Below are 18,046 nucleotides of genomic sequence, written 5' to 3'. Positions count from 1 at the left end.
CCATGACGTGACGGGCGGTGTGTACAAGGCCCGGGAACGTATTCACCGCAGTATGCTGACCTGCGGTTACTAGCAACTCCAACTTCATGCAGGCGAGTTGCAGCCTGCAATCCGAACTGGGGCCGACTTTATGAGATTCGCTCACCGTCGCCGGTTTGCTGCCCATTGTATCGGCCATTGTAGCGTGTTTGTAGCCCAGGGCGTAAGGGTCATGCTGACTTGACCTCATCCCCACCTTCCTCCGAGTTTCTCTCGGCAGTCTCGCTAGAGAAATACAACTAACGACGAGGGTTGCGCTCGTTGCGGGACTTAACCCAACACCTCACGGCACGAGCTGACGACAGCCATGCAACACCTGTGAACCGGTCCTAAAGGAAGACTTTGTTTCCAAAGCTGTCCGGAACATGTCAAACCCTGGTAAGGTTCTTCGCGTAGCCTCGAATTAAACAACACGCTCCGCTGCTTGTGCGGGCCCCCGTCAATTCCTTTGAGTTTTAGTCTTGCGACCGTAGTCCCCAGGCGGGATGCTTAACGCGTTAGCTACGACACCCAACGGTCAAGACCTTGAACATCTAGCATCCATCGTTTACAGCGTGGACTACCGGGGTACCTAATCCCGTTTGCTCCCCACGCCTTCGCACCTTAGCGTCAGTTCTGGGCCAGGAAGCCGCCTTCGCCACAGGTGTTCCTTCCGATATCTACGCATTCCACCACTACACCGGAAGTTCCGCTTCCCTCTCCCAGCCTCAAGACCGATGGTTTTGCCCGGCGCCTCAGGGTTGGGCCCTGAGATTTCACAGGCAACCTTTCGGTCCGCCTACGTGCGCTTTACGCCCAGTAATTCCGGATAACGCTCGCCACCTACGTATTGCCGCGGCTGCTGGCACGTAGTTGGCCGTGACTTATTCCCGAGCTACTGTCATCATCATCACTCGGAAAAGGACTTTACGACCCAAGAGCCTTCATCGTCCACGCGGCGTTGCTGCGTCAGGGTTTCCCCCATTGCGCAAGATTCCTTCATGCTAAACCCCGTAGGGCTCAGGACCATGTTTCAGTCCCAGTGTGGCTGCTCATCCTCTCAGACCAGCTATCGATCTCAGCCTTGGTGGGCTTTTACCCCGCCAACAAGCTAATCGACCGCGGGCTCCTCTCTCTGCGATAAATCTTTCATCACCGGAACGCATTCCGGTGATCGTATGCGGTATTGTCCCCGGTTTCCCGGGGTTATCCCCCACAAAGAGGCAGATCACCCACGTGTTACTCACCCGGACGCCACGGTCGTGACACCGAAGTGTCCGTACCGTTCGACTCGCATTGATAAGGCACGCCGCCAGCGTTAATCCTGAGCCAGGATCAAACTCTCCATCACAGTGAATACTTCTCGCAAGCGAGAAGGTTTCAAGCAATTAGATGAAGCGCTTTTACGTCCTGAAACTCTGCAGACATAACTCGCCATGAATCGACATCGTGTCATGTCTCAATTCGGCTGCTCTTCAGTTGTCGAAGGTTCTGCCCTCGCAAAATCCTCAGCCGAAAAAACGGGTAAGTGCTGCTAAAGAGCCCGCAATTATAGTCGGCGACATCCGGGGCCAACGCGCCCCGGTCGGGGAGGGCGGAACCGGCGCCGTTTGATGGCATTCGGCCTTCAGTCGCCGGCTATTCGCCCCCAATCGCCGGCGCGCTTATGCAGGTTGGCGACTTGTTCCTCCAACGATCGTATTCCCGCGCAGAATCCATCCCCGAACGCTTCCTTCAGATTCAGGGCGTTGCGTCTGATCGGCGCGGTCAGCGGCAGGGCAATCGGGCTGCCCGCCAGCTGCGTATTGGCCAGTTCGTTCAGCTGAGTCGCAAGGCTGCAGAATCGGTCTGCCAGATCGGGATGCCGCCCGCCCAGCTCGACCGCGATCGCGGCCGCCTCGCTGAGCTGGGCCGCAGCCTTGGAACCCACTACCGGCCTTCGCCCCGGTAGGGGAGAGCCTTAGTGGTGGTGGTGGGCGTGCCCGGCCGGTTCGGTCACGCGCGGCCCGGCGACCTCGTCCAGGTCGATCTCGGAGCGGCGCTTGCGGTCGAACCCGGTGCCGCCGTGGCGGTCGGCCGGGAAGGGGTTTTCCTTGGCGTAGATCGACTTGTAGCGGATTCCTACCAGGCGGTTGTCGTAGAACCCGAAGCGGTCGGTGTCGGACTCGGGCACTTCGATCAGTTCGTAGTCCTTGGTTCCCAGTCCGTTCTTGACGCCGGTGTTCAGCTGAGTCTCCTCCGAGGATCCGGGAACCATCGAGGCGGCCATCTCCAGCTTGCGATCACCCGGCGCCTCCACTCCGAAGTCCTCGGCCGAGGATCCCGGCATGCCGGGGAGTTCGACCACCTTGTCCAGGCAGGCGGTGTCGATCGCCACCGGGTCATAGCCGGCGAAGATCCCCAGGTGCGGGGTCACCGGCAGGTCGGCGTGGTCGAGGCAGTCGCACTTGGGCGATACGTCCAGCCCCAGGTTCAGGTAGGCGATCTTGCCGTCGAGCGCCTTGGTGACCGCCAGGCAGGCGTCGGCGCAGGCGGCGTTGAACGCGCGCAAATTGTCCTCGGTGTTGGTCCAGGCTCCGACGGTGGCCATGTTGCCGTAGCAGCCAAGACAGCTGCGGCAGCGCTCGGAGTGCCATTCGACATGGCCGTTCTGGCGCGAGTAGGCCTCGTGGATGCAGATTCCGGGCACCATGGCTTTGATGTCGTCGGTCACGTTTTCGGGGTGCCACTCGACAACCCCCGGGAACCCGAAATCGGGGTGCCCGCCCATGTGCACGTTGTACTTGCCGCGCTTGGACTGGCAGCCGATCCCAAGGTTCTTGACTGCCCCGCCGATCACCCCCATCGGGTGACCCTTGAAGTGCGTCAAAGCGATCATCACGTCGGCCAGGGCGATCGCCTTGGCTACGTAAGCCTCGTTGAGGATGTAGCCCTCGGGCAGGGGGATGCGCACGTCGTCGGTGCCGTTGAAGCCGTCAGCGGAGAGGAACGGGCAGCCCAGCGAGGCCGAGTTGTAGCCGTTGCGCTCGGCAGTGGTCATCAAGTCCGGCGCAATCACCCGGGAGGCGCCGGGCCCGTAGGTCATTGTGGTCGTGTCGCAGACGAAGGGACGACCGCCGAGGCGCTTGACCTCGTCGGCCACCGCCCGGGCATAGACCGGCCGCAGGTAGGCCGAATTGTTCCACTCGCCGCAGTGCAGCTTGATAGCCACCACGTCGCCGGGCTTGATCAGCTTCTCGAACCCGGCCGCCTCGAAGAGGGTGAGGGTCTGCGGGACGTACCCGGTGTTTGAGGACAGGCTGCGCCGGTCCATCGTCCATACCTTGGATGCCATCTTTGACAAGCTCCCGTGCCCCGCCACTGGCTGCCGCAGCGGGGTCATCCACTCAACCATGCTTGCCACAGTGTAATTGCGCGTTCAGGAAGGGTGGCCGCACCCTCCGGCCGGACTGCCGAAGTCAACCCAACCGCGCAGCAGCCATTTACGCCCGGCGCCCGTTTGGTCCCCGGCCGATCGGTCCGCTCGGCCGCGAAGGCCTTCCGGCCGGGACGCCATCCGGCCGGGACGCCATCCGGCCGGGACCGGGTCAGGTTATCGCGATGTTGCCCGCCCCGCCGGCTTTCTTGGCCAGGTTGGCGACCGCCGTCTCGAGTGGGCCGAGCGCGGCTTCGAAACCGTCGCCGTTGCCGACCGAGGCCAGCTTCTTGGCCCCCCGGTTTACCGGGGCGGTCAAGGGCACGACCAGCCCGCTCTTGGCCAGCGGCGAATCGGCGATGGCTAGCAGGGTTGCCTGCATCGCCGTAAGCCGTTCCCGGGTCTCATCGCCGTCGGCGCCTTCAGCGAGCTGACCGGCGATCTCGGCGGCTTCGGTTAGGTGTTCGACACCCTTGGGAACCATCATGTGTTGAGTCCTTGTTTAGTGGCCGTGGTGGGAGTGTCCGACCGGTGCGGTCACGCGCGGGCCGGCGACCTCGTCAAGGTCGATCTCGGAACGGCGCTTGCGGTCGAAACCGGTGCCGCCGTGGCGGTCGGCCGGGAAGGGGTTTTCCTTGGCGTAGATCGTCTTGTAGCGCTCGCCGACCAGGCGGTTGTCGTAGAACCCGAAGCGGTCGGTGTCGGATTCGAACACTTCGATCAGTTCGTAGTCCTTGGTGCCCAGTCCGTTCTTGACGCCGGTGTTCAGCTGGGTCTCCTCCGAGGATCCGGGGACCATCGAGGCGGCCACGGTGAGTTTGTGGTCGCCGGGCGCGTCGACGCCGAAGTCCTCGGCCGCCGATCCCGGCATGCCGGGGAGTTCGACCACTTTGTCCAGGCAGGCGGTGTCGACCGCCACCGGATCGTAGCTGGCGAAGATCCCCAGGTGCGGGGTCACCGGCAGGTCGGCGTGGTCGAGGCAGTCGCACTTGGGCGATACGTCCAGCCCCAGGTTCAGGTAGGCGATCTTGCCGTCGAGCGCCTTGGTGACCGCCAGGCAGGCGTCGGCGCAGGCGGCGTTGAACGCGCGGTAGTTGTCCTCGGTATTGGTCCAGGCGCCGGAAACCATCTGGGCTCCGGCACAACCCAGGCAGCTGCGACAGCGCTCGGGGTGCCATTCGACGTGGCCGTTCTGGCGCGAGTAGGCCTCGTGGATGCAGATCCCGGGGACCATTTCCTTAAAGCCCTCGGTAACGTTCTCCGGGTGCCATTCGGCCACGCCTGGGAACCCGAAATCGGGGTGCCCGCCCATGTGCACGTTGTATTTGCCGCGCTTGGACTGGCAGCCGATCCCAAGGTTCTTGACCGCCCCGCCGATCACCCCCATCGGGTGACCCTTAAAGTGCGTCAAAGCGATCATCACGTCGGCCAGGGCGATCGCCTTGGCCACATAGGCCTCGTTGAGGATGTAGCCCTCGGGCAGGGGAATGCGCACGTCGTCGGTGCCGTTAAAACCGTCGGCGGAGAGGAACGGGCAGCCCAGCGAGGCCGAGTTGTAGCCGTTGCGCTCGGCGGTCAGCATGAGGTCCGGGGCGATAACGCGCGACGCTTTCGGCCCGTAGGTCATTGTGGTCGTGTCGCAGACGAAGGGACGACCGCCGAGGCGCTTGACCTCGTCGGCCACCGCCCGGGCATAGACCGGCCGCAGGTAGGCCGAATTGTTCCACTCGCCGCAGTGCAGCTTGATAGCCACCACGTCGCCGGGCTTGATCAGCTTCTCGAACCCGGCCGCCTCGAAGAGGGTGAGGGTCTGCGGGACGTACCCGGTGTTTGAGGACAGGCTGCGCCGGTCCATCGTCCATACCTTGGATGCCATCTCCACTGCTCCTCTGCTGCCAAACCCGTGCGGGGTGGAACTGGCGGTGCTGCTTTCCGAAGTAGCCAAAGTCTATGTTTGGCCGGACCCAGTCCCTTGGCCGCGGAGCGGGCGGGCGACTAGATCAGCAGGTAGGGCTGCTCGATGTACTGACCGATGCGCTGGAGGAAACGGGCCGCGGCGGCCCCGTCGTTGAGGCGGTGGTCGAAGGTAAGCGAGAGCGACATCCTGGTTCCGGCAACCAGGTCGCCGGATTCGGATACGACCGGCTTGCGGACGATTCGTCCGACGCCCAGGATCGCCGCTTCGGGCGGATTCAGGACCGGTGTGAAGGTGTCGACCCCGATCGCGCCCAGATTGGTGATCGTAAACGTCCCGCCGGTGACCTGGTCCAGGCCCAGGGTCCCGTTGCGCGCGCCTTCGAATAATTCGCGGTAGCCGCGCGCGACGTCCAACAGCTGCGTGCCGGCCACGTCTTTCAGGTTCGGCACGACCAGCCCGTCGGGGGCGTCCACCGCGAGGCCGACGTTGATCTGGTCCGGCGCGAAGAGCTCACCGTCCCGGATCTGGGACTGCATGTTGGGTTGTTCGACCAGCACACGGGCGCATATCCGAACCAGCAGGTCGTTGTAGGAGATGCGGAACCCGAGTTCGGCTTCGTACTGGCCGGCCAGCTTGCTGCGCAGGGCTACGAATTCGCCGGCGTCGCATTCCGAATTGAGCGTCACTTGAGCCGACTGGCTGAGGCTGGCCATCATGCGTTCGGCGATTACGCGGCGGCGGCCGGGCAGGCCGGCCGGGACGGCGACAGGGACCGGAGCCGGGGTTGCCGGAGCGGGAGGCGCGGGCGCGGCAGGCGCAGGCGCGGCCCGCAGATGGGCGCGGACGTCGTCAGCGACGATCCGGCCGCTCGGCCCGCTGCCTCGAATCTCGGCTAGCTCGAGCGAGGCCTCGCGCGCCAGGCGGCGCGCCAGCGGAGATGCGAACACCCGGCCGCCGGGACGCGGCGGCGCGGCCGGTGCGGCGAATTGCGGTTCCGGCGGGGCTTCCGGCTCCGGTGGGGGAGCCGCGGCCGCCGCGCCGGGCTGCCCGTCGGGAACCGACTCGCCGTCGGCCAGCACCCAAGCGCAAACGCCCTGCACCTTGACCGCCTCGCCGGCGCCGGCGGTGATGCCAGCCAGAATGCCGTCGGCCGGGGCCTCGACCTCGGCGTTTATCTTGTCAGTCTCGAATTCCAACACCACGTCGCCCTTGGCGACGTTGGCCCCCTCGTCGACCAGCCAGCGGGTGATGATGCCTTCTTCCATCGTGATGCCCATCAGGGGCATCAGGATCGGCGTTGCCATCAGACTCCCCGCAGCAGGTCGCGCACGCCGGCCGCGATGTCGGCGACGCTGGGGAAGGACCCCATCTCCAGTGATTCCGAGAACGGCACCGGGGAGTGCTTGGCGCCAAGCCGCTTGACCGGCGCGTCAAGGTAGTCGAACGCGAGCTCGCCAATCTGGGCCGCGAGCTCGCCGCCGAATCCGCCGAAGCGGACCGCTTCGTGGACAACCATCGCGCGGTTGGTCTTGCGCACCGAGGCCAGCACGGCCTCCACGTCGAGCGGGTAGAGGGTGCGCAGGTCGATGACTTCGACTTCGGTACCCTCGCCGGACAGCTGCTCGGCGGCTTCCAAGGCGAAGTTCACCTGGCGCGAGTAGGTCACGATGGTCGCCGCATCGCCGCCGCGGACGACGTTGGCCTGCCCGAGCGGGACCAGGTATTCGCCGGTCGGGACCGGTCCGCGGCTGCCGTAGAGGGCCTTGTGCTCGAAGAAGCAGACCACGTTGTCGTCGCGGATGGCCGACTTGAGCAGCCCCTTGGCGTCGTACGGATTCGAGGGGGACACGACCTTCAGGCCGGGCACGTGGGTGAACCAGGCCTCAAGGCTCTGGGTGTGCTGGGCGGCGTTGCCGACGCCGGCCCCGGTCGAGGCCCGGTAAACGATCGGCAGGGTGGCCTTGCCGCCGAACATGTAGCGGTTCTTGGCCGCCTGGTTCACGATCTGGTCCATGGCGATGCCCATGAAGTCCTGGTACATGAACTCGGCCACCGGCCGCGAACCGGTGATCGCCGCCCCGACCGCCGCCCCCGCGATAAGGGCCTCGGAAATCGGGGTGTCGACGATGCGTTCGGGACCGTACTTGTCCAGCAGGTCGGCGGTCACCTTGTAGGCGCCGCCCCAGACCCCGATCTCCTCGCCGAGCACGAACACCCGCTCGTCGCGGGCCAGCTCCTCGTCGAGAGCCTCGTTGAGGGCCTGATTGAAATAGATCTGGCGATCGCTGGATTCCCCAGCATCGACAGCGGTTGGTTGTGCAATGGCCATGGGTTATCAGCTCGCGTATACGTCTTCTTCGATCGCCGCAACGTCCGGGAAGGGGCTGGACTCGGCGAATTCGACCGCGGCCGCGACCTCGGCCTCAACCTCGGCGTCGATTGCGTCCAACTCCTCGCCGGCAATGCCGGCAAAGTCGGTCAGTTCGGTGCGGAAGCGGTAGATCGGATCGCGCTGCATCCACTCCTCGAGTTCTTCCCGCGAGCGGTACCCGGCCATGTCGTGCACGGTGTGGCCCTTGTAGCGATAGGTGAACGACTCGATCAGGGTCGGCCCGGCCCCGGCGCGGGCGCGCGCGACCGCTTCGGAGGCCGCTTCGTAGACCGCGATCACGTCCTGGCCGTCGACTACCACGCCGGGGATTCCGTAGGCATCGCCGCGCCCGGCGATGCTGGGGCCGGCGTTGGCCTGGTCGGCCCGGGTGGCCATTCCGTATTGGTTGTTCTCGCAGACGTATATGACCGGAAGCTTCTGTACGGCGGCGAAGTTGACCCCCTCGTGGAAGGCCCCGGTCGGTCCGGCGCCGTCCCCGAAGAAGCAGACCGTCACCGCGTCCTCGCCGCGCAGTTTGGAGCCCAGTCCGGCCCCGGCGGCGATCGGGATGCCCGCGCCGACGATCCCGTTAGCACCCAGGATCCCAATGTCCAGGTCGGCGATATGCATCGACCCGCCCTTGCCCCCGCAATAGCCGGTGGAGCGGCCGAACAATTCGGCCATCATCCGGTCGACCTGGCCGCCCTTGGCTATGCAGTGGCCGTGGCCGCGGTGCGTGGAGGTAATGAAGTCGCTGTCGCGCAGGGCCGCGCAGACCCCGACGCCGGAAGCTTCCTCACCTATATAGAAGTGCAACGCGCCGCGCATACGCGCCTGCCGAAACATGTCCTCGGCGACTTCCTCGAAACGCCGAATCAACATCATCCGCTGGTACATCCCGAGGACGGTCTCGCGTCCGGGTAGGGCGCGTCGATCGCGGCCGCGCAGGCTCGGCGTCATCCCGAGCATGTCGACGTTCTCTACGCTCATGGATCGCCTTTTGCTGCTTGCCCGATTCCACTCTGCGGGGTCTGGCGACCCCGTGCATTCAAGCTTAATTCTGGAGATTCGGCCCATCAGTCCGAATTCCCGGCGGGGGCGAACCGCTCCGGGAGTCCACGTACAATGGCCCGAATCCGGCAGCAACCAGGGGTCGCAGGCCAGCGGTCATGGCGCACTTTGTAGACCCCGACTACGCCTGCTCCACCGAAAGACCTTCGGACTTCGGCCGTTTCTGGCGGGATGTCGAGGCCCAGGCCCGCGAAATCGGTCTGGCGCCGCAACTGGTGCGGGACCGGCTGCGGTCGGACGCGGAGGTCACTGTCTACCAGGCCTTCTACACCAGCATCGACCGGGTCAGGGTTGCGGCCTGGTATTGCCTGCCGGCCAACGTCGAGGGGCCATTTCCGGGCTTGCTGAAGGTGCCCGGCTACAAAAGCGATCCGGCCGTTCCCAAGGAATGGGCGCGTCTTGGTTACGCGGCGCTGGCCGTTGCCCCGCGCGGCAAGCTCCGCGCGCGGTCCCAGTTCGACCCCGGATATCCGGGCCTGCTTACCCATGGAATTGTCGACCGCAATACCTATTCGTACCGCGGCTTTTACGTCGACGCCTGGCGCGGCATCGACTTCCTCAGCGCCCGGCCGGAAGTGGATGAAGGGCGCCTGGGCGTTGCCGGGTCCAGCCAGGGCGGGGCGCTCGCGCTTTGCACCGCGGCCCGCCGGCCCCAGGTCCGGGCCGCCTCGGTAGGGGCCCCGTTCCTGGTTGGCATGCTTGACGCGACCGAACTGACCAGCAGCTATCCGTACCGCGAGATTTCCGACTACCTGCGGCTGTATCCGCAGCGCCGGCGGCGGGTCGAGCGGACGCTCGCCTACTTTGACTGCCTGAACTTTGCGCCGTCGATCACCTGCCCGTTGATCATGAATATCGGGCTCCGCGACAACGTCTGCCCGCCCGAGACCGGTTATGCGGTCTTTCGCGACATCGCCGCTTCCGATAAACGGCTTTACGCCTACCCCGATCAGGGCCACAGCGCCGGCCGTCACGAACACGATCAGATTGCGGCCCAATTCCTGGCCGAGCGCCTCGAACCGGAAGCTCGGCGATGACCGAACCCGCCGTAGGGTTCGAGCCCTACTGGGACTCGGTAATGGGCCGGCTTGCCGAAACTCCGGCCGCGCCGGAGTCGTTTGAAATCCCCTTGCGCGAAACCGAATTCGCGCGCCTCTTCGGGGTACGCCTGACCGGCGTCGGGCCCTACCGACTGTTCGGTTACCTGAGCGTCCCCAGGGGCGAGGGCCCCTTTCCCACGATCTACTGGACCCCTCCCTACGGCAGCGTCCAGGAGATTATTCCCCAGGGCACGGCCAACGAGGTGCGGTCGCGCTTCGTGACTTTTTCGCTGGCCCACCGCGGCCAGCGCACCGCCGACAGCCCGCTCGCGGTGATGTTTCCCGGCCTGCTGACCCGCGGGATCGAGAGCCCCGAACGTTACCTCTTCCGCGACGTTGTCGCCGACGCCGCGCGCGGGCTCCAGTTCCTGTCCGGGCGGCCCGAAGTCGACCCCGACCGCCTGGTGACGGTCGGGAACGACCTGGCCTTGCAGTCCGTGGCGCTGACCGGAATGGCCACCTGCCTGGTCTGCAGCCCCGAGCTGTTCTTCGATCCCCTCGGGCGATCCGCTCGGACCCGCGCCTATCCGCTCGAGGAGTACAACGACTACCTGCGGCGCTTCCCGGGCCGCCGCGCCAGCGTTGAGCTGACCCTGGCCAATTTCGATCTAATGCGATTCGCCCCGCAGGTGTCGGCACCGGCCCTGATCGTGTCCGGCCCGGCCGGCTCGGATCGCGACGAGAGCGCCCTGGCACCGCTGATCGCGGCGATTGCGGGCCCGGCGAGCAGTTACCAGTCGGCCGATTCGAACTACCTTGACGGAGTGGCGATCGATGGCTGGATCGCCGACCAGCTAGGTTCGGGACCACCGATCCTGCCCCGGCATTGGAACTGAAACTTTCCACTTAACCGGCCTTGCGGAGGAGTTGAGAGACCGTGAGCCGGTCTTTGTCCCAAGGGAGGGCAAATGCACGGGCTTGAAATTGGGGCATCGAATGTGTACTATGTATGACACATGACGCACTTTGGCACTACAACCCGCCACCGACGCGAACAGTTGCGCGCCGGTGACCGGCGGTTCTCGCTCCGCCAGGTGGCGCAGAGGATCGGGATCGAACCCGCCTACCTGAGCAAGATCGAACGCGGCGACGTCTCTCCGCCATCGGAGGCGACCACCCTGCGCCTGGCCGGTGAACTGGGTATAGACCCGGACGTCTACCTGGCCCTGGCGGGCAAGGTTTCGGCCGACCTGCAGGAGATCATTCGCCTCCGCCCGCAACTGTTTGCGCAGCTGCTGCGGGACTTGAAGGCGGCGCCGGACGACGCGATTCTGCATGTGGTGCGCGAGGTGCGCGACGGCGACTGGTAACCGATTGATGTGGAAAAAGGAATATCCATGATCACCCTGCACAAGAACCGATTGCGTTTCGACTTTCCAGACGTCCATCCGGACGCGGTGTGCACGCTGGAGCTCATCCGGACTCTGCGGATCCCCGACGACGGGCGCGAATACCCGCTGCCGCCGGGTTTCGAGCGCTTCCCGCTGCAGCACCTTGACGATCACGCGGCGCGGCTGCCGGAACACTGGCGGCGGCGCGGCGGAGTACTTATGCCCATGCACCAGGCCGAGGCGATGTGGATCAATTTCGATGCCCCGGGCGGCTACCCGTTCGCGCTGAAGATCGCCACCGGCAAGGTCTGCGCGGTCTCCGGCGATGCGTGGGTCAATCACCTGAACCTAGACCCGCAGGACTACGTGGTGGTGCCGGAGCAGCCCTGGCTGGACGGCTACTGCGTCGAGCAAGGTCTGATCCGACAATTCGTCGCCATGCCGTTGGGGAAGGGCTACACGGCCGAGGAACAGCTAACCGGCCTGGCCGAGCACGGCGGCCTGCAGGTAATCGCCTATCCGATGAAGCGCGATCGCTACGAAGCAATGGCTAGCAAGCATCGGGTTGATTGTCTGGCGATGCCGCTGGCTGCGTACGGTGACGCGGAGATGGGGCTGGCGCCCGGCGGGAGGATGCGGCAGGAGATCTACGAGGACCCCTACGGGCTCGACGCCTGGGACCAGCGCCACTCCAGCCGGTGTTTCGTAAGCATTGCAAATTCCGGCCAGTGGATGGCATTGACCGGCGAGCTCCCGCCCACCCGGCCGCCGACCGCCAAGGAATACACCGCGGCCGGCATGCCCTGGTTCGAGTACTACGGCGGCGACGCCGAGGCGATCGCCGGGGCCGAAAAGCTCTCCGGACTCAAGGGCGTCGGCGAACTTGCCGGCGGCAGCCCGGAGTTGCCGTGGGGCGCTGACGAGTCGTTCGACCCGCCGGACCCGATAAAGATCGGCCGTCCCGGCTCCCGCCCGGTCCGCGAATTCGAGTTCTAGACCGGGGAATGTCCTTCTACGCCGGCGCGGCGGCGGCCTGCTCGTAAACCTCCCCGGCGTGGAAGGAACTGCGGACCAGCGGTCCGCAAAACGCGTGCCGAAACCCGAGTTCGCGGCCATGTCGTGACCAGGCCGCAAATTCACGCGGGTGGACGTACCGCTCAACCGCGGCGTGTTTGGGCGATGGCCGCAAGTACTGGCCGATCGTGAGGATGTCGATGTCGTGGCGCCGCATGTCGGCCATGACCGCTCGGACCTCGTCGTCGCGTTCGCCCAGACCGACCATGATTCCGGACTTGGTGGTCATCGCCGGGTCAAGGCGCTTGACCCGGGCCAGCAGCTCGAGCGATTGCTCGTATTTGGCCTTGGGGCGGATCCGCGGCGCGAGCCGCGGTACGGTCTCGAGGTTGTGGTTGTAGACGTCGGGGGCGGCCTCCACAACCGTGGCGATCGAGTCGGGGTCGCCCTGGAAGTCCGGGGTCAGGACCTCGATCGCCGTTTCCGGGCACTGCCTGCGGACCGCCCGGATGCAGGCGGCGAAGTGGCCGGCCCCGAAATCGGGCAAATCGTCGCGGTCGACCGAGGTGATCACGCAGTGCTTCAGATCCAGTTCGCGGACCGCAAGGGCCAGTCGGGCCGGCTCCAGCGGATCGACCGGTTCGGGTCGCCCGGAGGTGACCGCACAGAACCGGCAGGCGCGGGTGCAGATGGCGCCCAGGATCATGAACGTGGCCGTGCCGCGGGCGTGGCAGTCCATCGCGTTAGGGCAGCGGGCCTCGCGGCAGACCGTTTCCAGTCCGTAGCGGCGAACCGTCTTGAGCAGCGGTTCGCTCTGCGAGGGCAGCGGTAGCCGGACTTTCAGCCAGGGCGGCTTGCGCGGCCCGAATCGGGTCTCGGGTACCGCTGTCGGCATGCTTTCGAACGGGCCTTTCAGGATGCGTTCACGGAAGCGTGGGCGCGCCTGAAATTATGGCGGGGAAAACCGCGTCGGCGAAAATTGCCACACATGCCCGCCCACTCCACCCCTGCTGCTGCTCTGCCGGCGCGACCGCGCGCCGCGCGGGAGGGTTCGCCGTGAGGTGGCTACGAAGGTTTGCCGCGGTGCACCCGATGTCGCAGACCGGGGCGATTGAGCGGGTCGCGGGTTCGGTTCAAAGATTCGCCCACCTGGAGGCCTCGGGCGGCATTGTTCTGGTGCTGGTGGCGGTCCTGGCGCTGGTCTGGGCAAATTCACAGTGGTCGGAGGCCTATTTCGATCTCCTCCATCTAAAGATCGGGTTCTCCTTCGGCGACTTCGCCCTCAAAGAGGACCTGCATTTCTGGGTGAACGACGCCCTGATGGCGATCTTCTTTTTCGTCGTCGGCCTGGAGCTCAAGCGGGAATTTACAACCGGCGAGCTCCGCAGTCCCAAGCGGGCAATGCTGCCGATCGTGGCGGCAATCGGCGGAATGCTGATCCCGGCCTCGATCTACGCCGGTTTCAACGCCACCGGGGTGGGTTCGTCGGGCTGGGGGATTCCCATGGCGACCGACATCGCCTTCGCCATCGGCGTGTTGGCGTTGCTGGGACGGCGAGTCCCGGCCGCCTTGAAGGTTTTCCTGGTCGCGGTAGCGATCGTGGATGACCTGGGCGCGGTGCTGGTGATCGCGATCTTCTACACCGGCGACATCAACATCGCGGCGCTGGGCTGGGCGGCGTTGCTCTGGTTCGGCATGTGGGTGCTCTGGTTCCTGAACGTGCGATCGGGAATGGCCTATCTCCTGCTGGCAGTTCCGATGTGGTACGCGGTAGAGCTTTCCGGCGTCCACGCCACCGTCGCCGGCGTGCTGGCGGCGATGACGATCCCGTCCAGCGTCCGGATCGGCCCGGACAGCTTCCTGGCCGGCGCCCGCGAGGCGCTGGGCGTGTTCGAGCGCGAAACCGAGATGGGCCGAACGGTCATGACCAGCCGCGATCAGCAGGCGTCGCTTAACGCGATAGTCCGGGTGGTCGGCGAATCGCAGCCCCCGCTGCAGAAACTGGAGTCGGCGCTGCATCCCTGGAGCACTTTCTTCATCGTTCCGGTCTTTGCGTTCGCCAACGCCGGCGTGGCCCTTACGCTCTCGCCCGATATGGCCCTGGCCGGAATCCCGCTGGGGATCGTCCTGGGGTTGTTCGTCGGCAAACCGGCCGGGGTCCTGCTGGGCTCGTTCCTGGCGATCCGCAGCGGGCTTGCGACGGCCCCCTACGGAGTCAGCTGGACCCAGTTCGCCGGGATCGGGCTGCTGGCCGGAATCGGGTTCACGATGTCGCTTTTCATCGCCCAGCTGGCGTTTGCCGACGCGCAGCTGCTGGACATGGCCAAGGTGGGGATTCTGGGCGGCTCGCTGCTGGCCGGCGGCTGCGGCTTCATCCTGCTCACCATTGCCGGCCGCGGGCGCGGGCCGGTGGCCGCGGCCGAATCGGGCGGCTACCAGGGATCGCCGCAGCGTCAGCCAGGTTAGGAAGAATTCATGGCATCAAAACAACTCCACGACCAGCGTCCGCGCTTCCTGCGCCTGCGGCGCCTGCGGCGTCGGGTCCTGAACGTCAGGGTGATCTGGTACGTCATCAGCATCGCGGTGGCTGCGGCTATGGTGATCGGGCTCATCCTGCCGGCGTTCATCTAGGCCGACGCCGGACGCGGGCGTGCGAATCGGCATAAACCCGTCGCTTTGGCCGCGCTCGGCCCCGTACGCCGAGATTGCGGAAATCGTAGCCGAGCTGGGCTACGCCGGCATCGAGGGGATGCGCGAGTTCTTCGACCAACCGCGCGCGATGGCCAGTCTGCTGGCCGATACCGAACTCGAACTGACCGGCGGATACTTTGCCGCCAACTGGTTCGATCCAGACTGGCGGCAGCGGGAGTTCGACGCGCTGCGCGCGGTGGCCGAGCGCTACGCCGACTGCGGTGCCGGATTCATAGTCGCCGCCCAGACCGGATCGCCGCACCGCTTTGCCACCGCCGGCCATTTCCCCGAAGGCCGCGCCGACGGCCTCACCGACTGGCAGTGGGGTTACCTGGGGGAGGGCCTGTCGCTGGCGGGCGAGTTCCTGGCCGAGGAATTCGGCCTTCGGCTGGGCTTCCACAACCACGCCGGAACGTTCGTGGAGACTCAGGAGGAGTGCGACGCCCTGATTGACCGCACCGACCCCGAGACCGTGGCGCTGGCCCCCGACACCGGGCAGCTGCTTTACGGTGGAATCGACCCGCTGGCCTTTTTCGAAACAAACCTCGAGCGGATCGCCTACGTTCACCTCAAAGACGTCGACGCCCAGGTCCTGGAAGATTCCGTCGACGCCGGCCTCAGCTTTCGCGAGGCAAGTCTCGACGGCGTGTTCACCCCGCTGGGTCAGGGTGAATGCGCGATCGGCGAGGTTGTAGCGCTGCTGTCCGAATCCGACTACCGCGGCTGGCTGGTGGTCGAGCAGGACTATTCGCCGCTCGATCCGGCCATCGCGGCCGGCGAAAGCCTTGAGTTTCTCGCCAGCCAGCTAGGTTCCTGAAGCCCGGCCAGCGCGCGCTTGGCGGCCCTTCGGCCGGGGCCCGGACGATTCTGCTGGCCCTCCTGGGCCTGGCCGCGTTAATCAGCGCGTTTTCCTATCTCTTCTACTGGGATGACCGCGGGGAACCCCGCAGCGCCAACGTCTACCGGCTGCCGGTCGATGGTCCCGGGTGGGAGCTGTCCGGGCCCTGGGAGGCGGGCCAGCTCGGATTCGATCGGGTGTTGTTCAGCGGCCAGCCCGGAGCCCGCGCCGAACTCGAATTCCGGGGCAGCGCGATCGACCTGGAGATCCTCGAGGGTCCCGGCAGCGGAATGGCTCGGATCTGGATTGACGGGTCCGACGCGCGTGCCGATCTGGTGCCTAAGTCCGCCGGCGGGGTCGCGCGACTCGATCTTTATGCAACCGAGAGTGGATTCGCGGCCGTGCCGCTGGCGTCCGGTCTCCCGTCGGGCCTGCACCGCATGACCCTGGAAGTAGTCGGAGCCCGCGCGCCCGATTCGGCCGGCGAGCTGGTAATGATCCGGGCTGCCATCGCCGGCGAACCTGCGCCGCGCTGGCCGATCTGGCTCGGCACCGCCGCTGCCGCCGCCGGAGCGGCGCTCGCACTCGGGTCGCTGCTGAACTGGTGGTCCGGGCGCTGGCGCTGGCGCCCGGTCATCGAACGGGTGCAAATCGCCGATGCCCCCGCCCTGTTGCTGGCCGCGGTTCTGTTGACCCTCGTGGCAACGATTCCCGCCGCGGGGCCGGGGGATCCCTGGTTCTGGATTCGTCTTGCCAGTCTGGCGGCGCTGGGGTTGCTGGGCACGGCGGCGCCGGCGGCGCTGGCGACAGTGACCGTTGCCGGCTGGCTGCTGGCGCCGGTCGCCGTCCCGCTGGGTCCGCTGCACCTGAACCCCGGCGAACTGGGGTTGGCCGCATTGACCGGGGCCTGGGGGGTGCGGGCGACCCTGCTCGGCCGCGTCGAGTTCGGAATCGCGAGTCGGCACCTGCCTCTCTTGCTGCTTTTCTTGGGTGCCGCCTTGGCCGCAACCGCGGCGGCCGATTACCCCAAGGTGGCCGTCCGCGGCCTGCGTCTGCTGGTGCTGGAGCCCCTGTGGCTCGGCTGCCTGATCGCCACCTACCTGGCCGGCCGCCGCCGGTTGCTGCTGGCCGGCGCGGTTGCCGGGGCCGCCGGCATCGCCGCGGTGCTGGCGCTGCTCTCGGGCGGAATCGAATTCTTCGCCGACGGTCAGTTGGCCCGCCTGCGCGGGCCTTGGGGCTCGCCGAACGGCTTGGCGCTGGTGCTCGAAAGAGGACTGCCGCTGGCCCTGGCCCTCGCCCTTGCCGCAGCCGGGGTGAACCGGCGAATCGGGTTGTCGGCGCTGCTGCTGGCGATCGCGGCCGCGCTGCTGGCTACCCTGTCGCGCGGCGGCTGGCTGGCCGGAGCGGTGGGAGCGGCGGCCCTGGCCCAGCTCGCCTGGGGCGCGGCGCGTCCGTTTCTGGGCCGCTGGCTGGCGCCGCTGGTCGGCCTTGCGGTAGGGATTGGATTGGTGATTTCGGCATTGGCCGGATTCGGCGCTGACACCCTGGACGTGCGGCTGCGGCTTTGGGGGTCGGCGGCGCTGATGGCTGGTGACAACCTTTGGCTGGGGGTGGGACCGGACAACTTCCTTTACCGTCTGCCCGATTACCTGGATCCGCAAATGTGGCGCGAGCCCAACCTGTCCCATCCGCACAATCTGCTGCTGGACGCCTGGCTATCGCTGGGGGTGGCTGGGGTCGCCGCGCTGGCGTTGCTGCTGACCCGATCGGTTAGCGTGATCGCGCGCGGATTGACCGCCCGCAGCGGCGCCCTTTTCTGGGCCGATGCCGGCATCTTGGCCGCCATGGCGGCCGGGGTTGTCCACGGGCTGTTGGACAACTTCTACTTCCGTCCCGAGCTGGCCGCATTCTTCTGGCTGTTTTTCGCCTACTCGCTCGCGGTCGAGCGCGATCCCCTGGGAGACCGGCGGGAAGGGCTGCCCGGCGACCCGGCGGTAGGCTGACGGCTGCGACCGGAAACCGCGTTCTGACCGGCAGTGGCAAGTCTCCCTAATCCGCCAGTCCGGGACGGAGCCTGCCGCTTCGCCGTTCCGGCCCCGTTTCGACCCGGACGGCCAGGGGCCGGCCGCCGGGCATCCAATCCAGCTCTGGCTTCGCGCAGGATGGTCGCGATCGCGCTGGCGGCGGTCATGCTGGCCGCCTGCGCTGTCGATTCGGCTCCGGATGCCCCGCCGGCCCCCGCGACCCCGGCGCCGACCCCCATCCAGCCAGCGCCGGTG

15 protein-coding genes and 1 rRNA gene are annotated in these 18,046 nt (G+C 66.3%); 7 read left to right on the top strand and 9 right to left on the bottom strand.

Going from position 1 to position 18,046, the window contains the following annotated elements; translation table 11 throughout:
* The 8 genes from F4X41_04425 to F4X41_04390 all read right to left on the bottom strand — a co-directional run.
* A 16S ribosomal RNA gene (locus F4X41_04425) occupies positions 1-1,368 on the bottom strand; the annotation flags it as partial.
* Between the two features lie 277 nt (positions 1,369-1,645).
* The gene (locus F4X41_04420) at positions 1,646-1,948 is read right to left on the bottom strand and encodes a hypothetical protein (protein ID MYB16270.1); all 303 of its coding nucleotides are present in this window, start codon (positions 1,946-1,948) and stop codon (positions 1,646-1,648) included.
* Positions 1,949-1,978: 30 nt separating this feature from the next.
* Positions 1,979-3,421, bottom strand: coding sequence for a DUF362 domain-containing protein (locus F4X41_04415; GenBank protein ID MYB16269.1), 1,443 nt, complete (start codon positions 3,419-3,421; stop codon positions 1,979-1,981).
* Positions 3,422-3,605: 184 nt separating this feature from the next.
* Positions 3,606-3,920 (bottom strand): hypothetical protein, encoded by a 315-nt coding sequence (locus tag F4X41_04410; protein MYB16268.1) that lies wholly within the window; start codon positions 3,918-3,920, stop codon positions 3,606-3,608.
* Between the two features lie 15 nt (positions 3,921-3,935).
* Complete coding sequence (locus F4X41_04405) at positions 3,936-5,309, bottom strand: DUF362 domain-containing protein (protein MYB16267.1); 1,374 nt, start codon at positions 5,307-5,309, stop codon at positions 3,936-3,938.
* A gap of 119 nt (positions 5,310-5,428) precedes the next feature.
* Entirely contained in the window at positions 5,429-6,655 is a 1,227-nt protein-coding gene (locus tag F4X41_04400) for a 2-oxo acid dehydrogenase subunit E2 (protein ID MYB16266.1), read from the bottom strand.
* Complete coding sequence (locus F4X41_04395; GenBank protein MYB16265.1) at positions 6,655-7,680, bottom strand: alpha-ketoacid dehydrogenase subunit beta; 1,026 nt, start codon at positions 7,678-7,680, stop codon at positions 6,655-6,657. Before F4X41_04395 ends, F4X41_04400 begins: the two co-directional genes overlap by 1 nt.
* Positions 7,681-7,686: 6 nt before the next feature.
* Positions 7,687-8,682: a thiamine pyrophosphate-dependent dehydrogenase E1 component subunit alpha gene (locus F4X41_04390; protein MYB16264.1), complete on the bottom strand. Its 996-nt coding sequence runs from the start codon at positions 8,680-8,682 to the stop codon at positions 7,687-7,689.
* Positions 8,683-8,891: 209 nt separating this feature from the next.
* Between F4X41_04390 and F4X41_04385 the strand changes: the two genes are divergently transcribed.
* The 4 genes from F4X41_04385 (at position 8,892) to F4X41_04370 (ending at position 12,220) form a co-directional block, all read left to right on the top strand.
* Positions 8,892-9,830, top strand: a complete 939-nt coding sequence (locus tag F4X41_04385) for an acetylxylan esterase (GenBank protein ID MYB16263.1) — start codon at positions 8,892-8,894, stop codon at positions 9,828-9,830.
* Positions 9,827-10,729, top strand: coding sequence for an acetylxylan esterase (locus F4X41_04380; GenBank protein ID MYB16262.1), 903 nt, complete (start codon positions 9,827-9,829; stop codon positions 10,727-10,729). The genes F4X41_04385 and F4X41_04380 overlap by 4 nt, the downstream gene beginning before the upstream one ends.
* Before the next feature lie 120 nt (positions 10,730-10,849).
* A complete protein-coding gene (locus F4X41_04375; protein MYB16261.1) occupies positions 10,850-11,203 on the top strand; it encodes a helix-turn-helix transcriptional regulator in 354 nt (117 codons plus the stop codon).
* Between the two features lie 27 nt (positions 11,204-11,230).
* On the top strand, positions 11,231-12,220 hold the full coding sequence (locus F4X41_04370) for a hypothetical protein (protein ID MYB16260.1): 990 nt from the start codon (positions 11,231-11,233) through the stop codon (positions 12,218-12,220).
* A gap of 16 nt (positions 12,221-12,236) precedes the next feature.
* On the opposite strand, the gene lipA is transcribed toward F4X41_04370, so the two are convergent.
* Positions 12,237-13,133 (bottom strand): lipoyl synthase, encoded by an 897-nt coding sequence (lipA, locus tag F4X41_04365; GenBank protein MYB16259.1) that lies wholly within the window; start codon positions 13,131-13,133, stop codon positions 12,237-12,239.
* Positions 13,134-13,330: 197 nt separating this feature from the next.
* On the opposite strand from lipA, the gene nhaA reads away from it, so the two are divergent.
* The 3 genes from nhaA (at position 13,331) to F4X41_04350 (ending at position 17,770) form a co-directional block, all read left to right on the top strand.
* Entirely contained in the window at positions 13,331-14,704 is a 1,374-nt protein-coding gene (gene nhaA, locus F4X41_04360; protein ID MYB16258.1) for a Na+/H+ antiporter NhaA, read from the top strand.
* A gap of 184 nt (positions 14,705-14,888) precedes the next feature.
* Complete coding sequence (locus F4X41_04355) at positions 14,889-15,746, top strand: TIM barrel protein (protein ID MYB16257.1); 858 nt, start codon at positions 14,889-14,891, stop codon at positions 15,744-15,746.
* Positions 15,747-15,964: 218 nt separating this feature from the next.
* Positions 15,965-17,770 carry an O-antigen ligase family protein gene (locus F4X41_04350; GenBank protein ID MYB16256.1) on the top strand — a complete coding sequence of 602 codons (1,806 nt, stop codon included), beginning with the start codon at positions 15,965-15,967 and terminating at the stop codon, positions 17,768-17,770.
* The last annotated feature ends 276 nt before the right edge of the window (positions 17,771-18,046 follow it).

This window comes from Chloroflexota bacterium (assembly GCA_009840625.1).
Classification (GTDB): domain Bacteria; phylum Chloroflexota; class UBA11872; order UBA11872; family VXNJ01; genus VXNJ01.
Note: the sequence above shows the minus strand (reverse complement) of the source record. Positions and strands in the feature narration are given on the sequence as shown.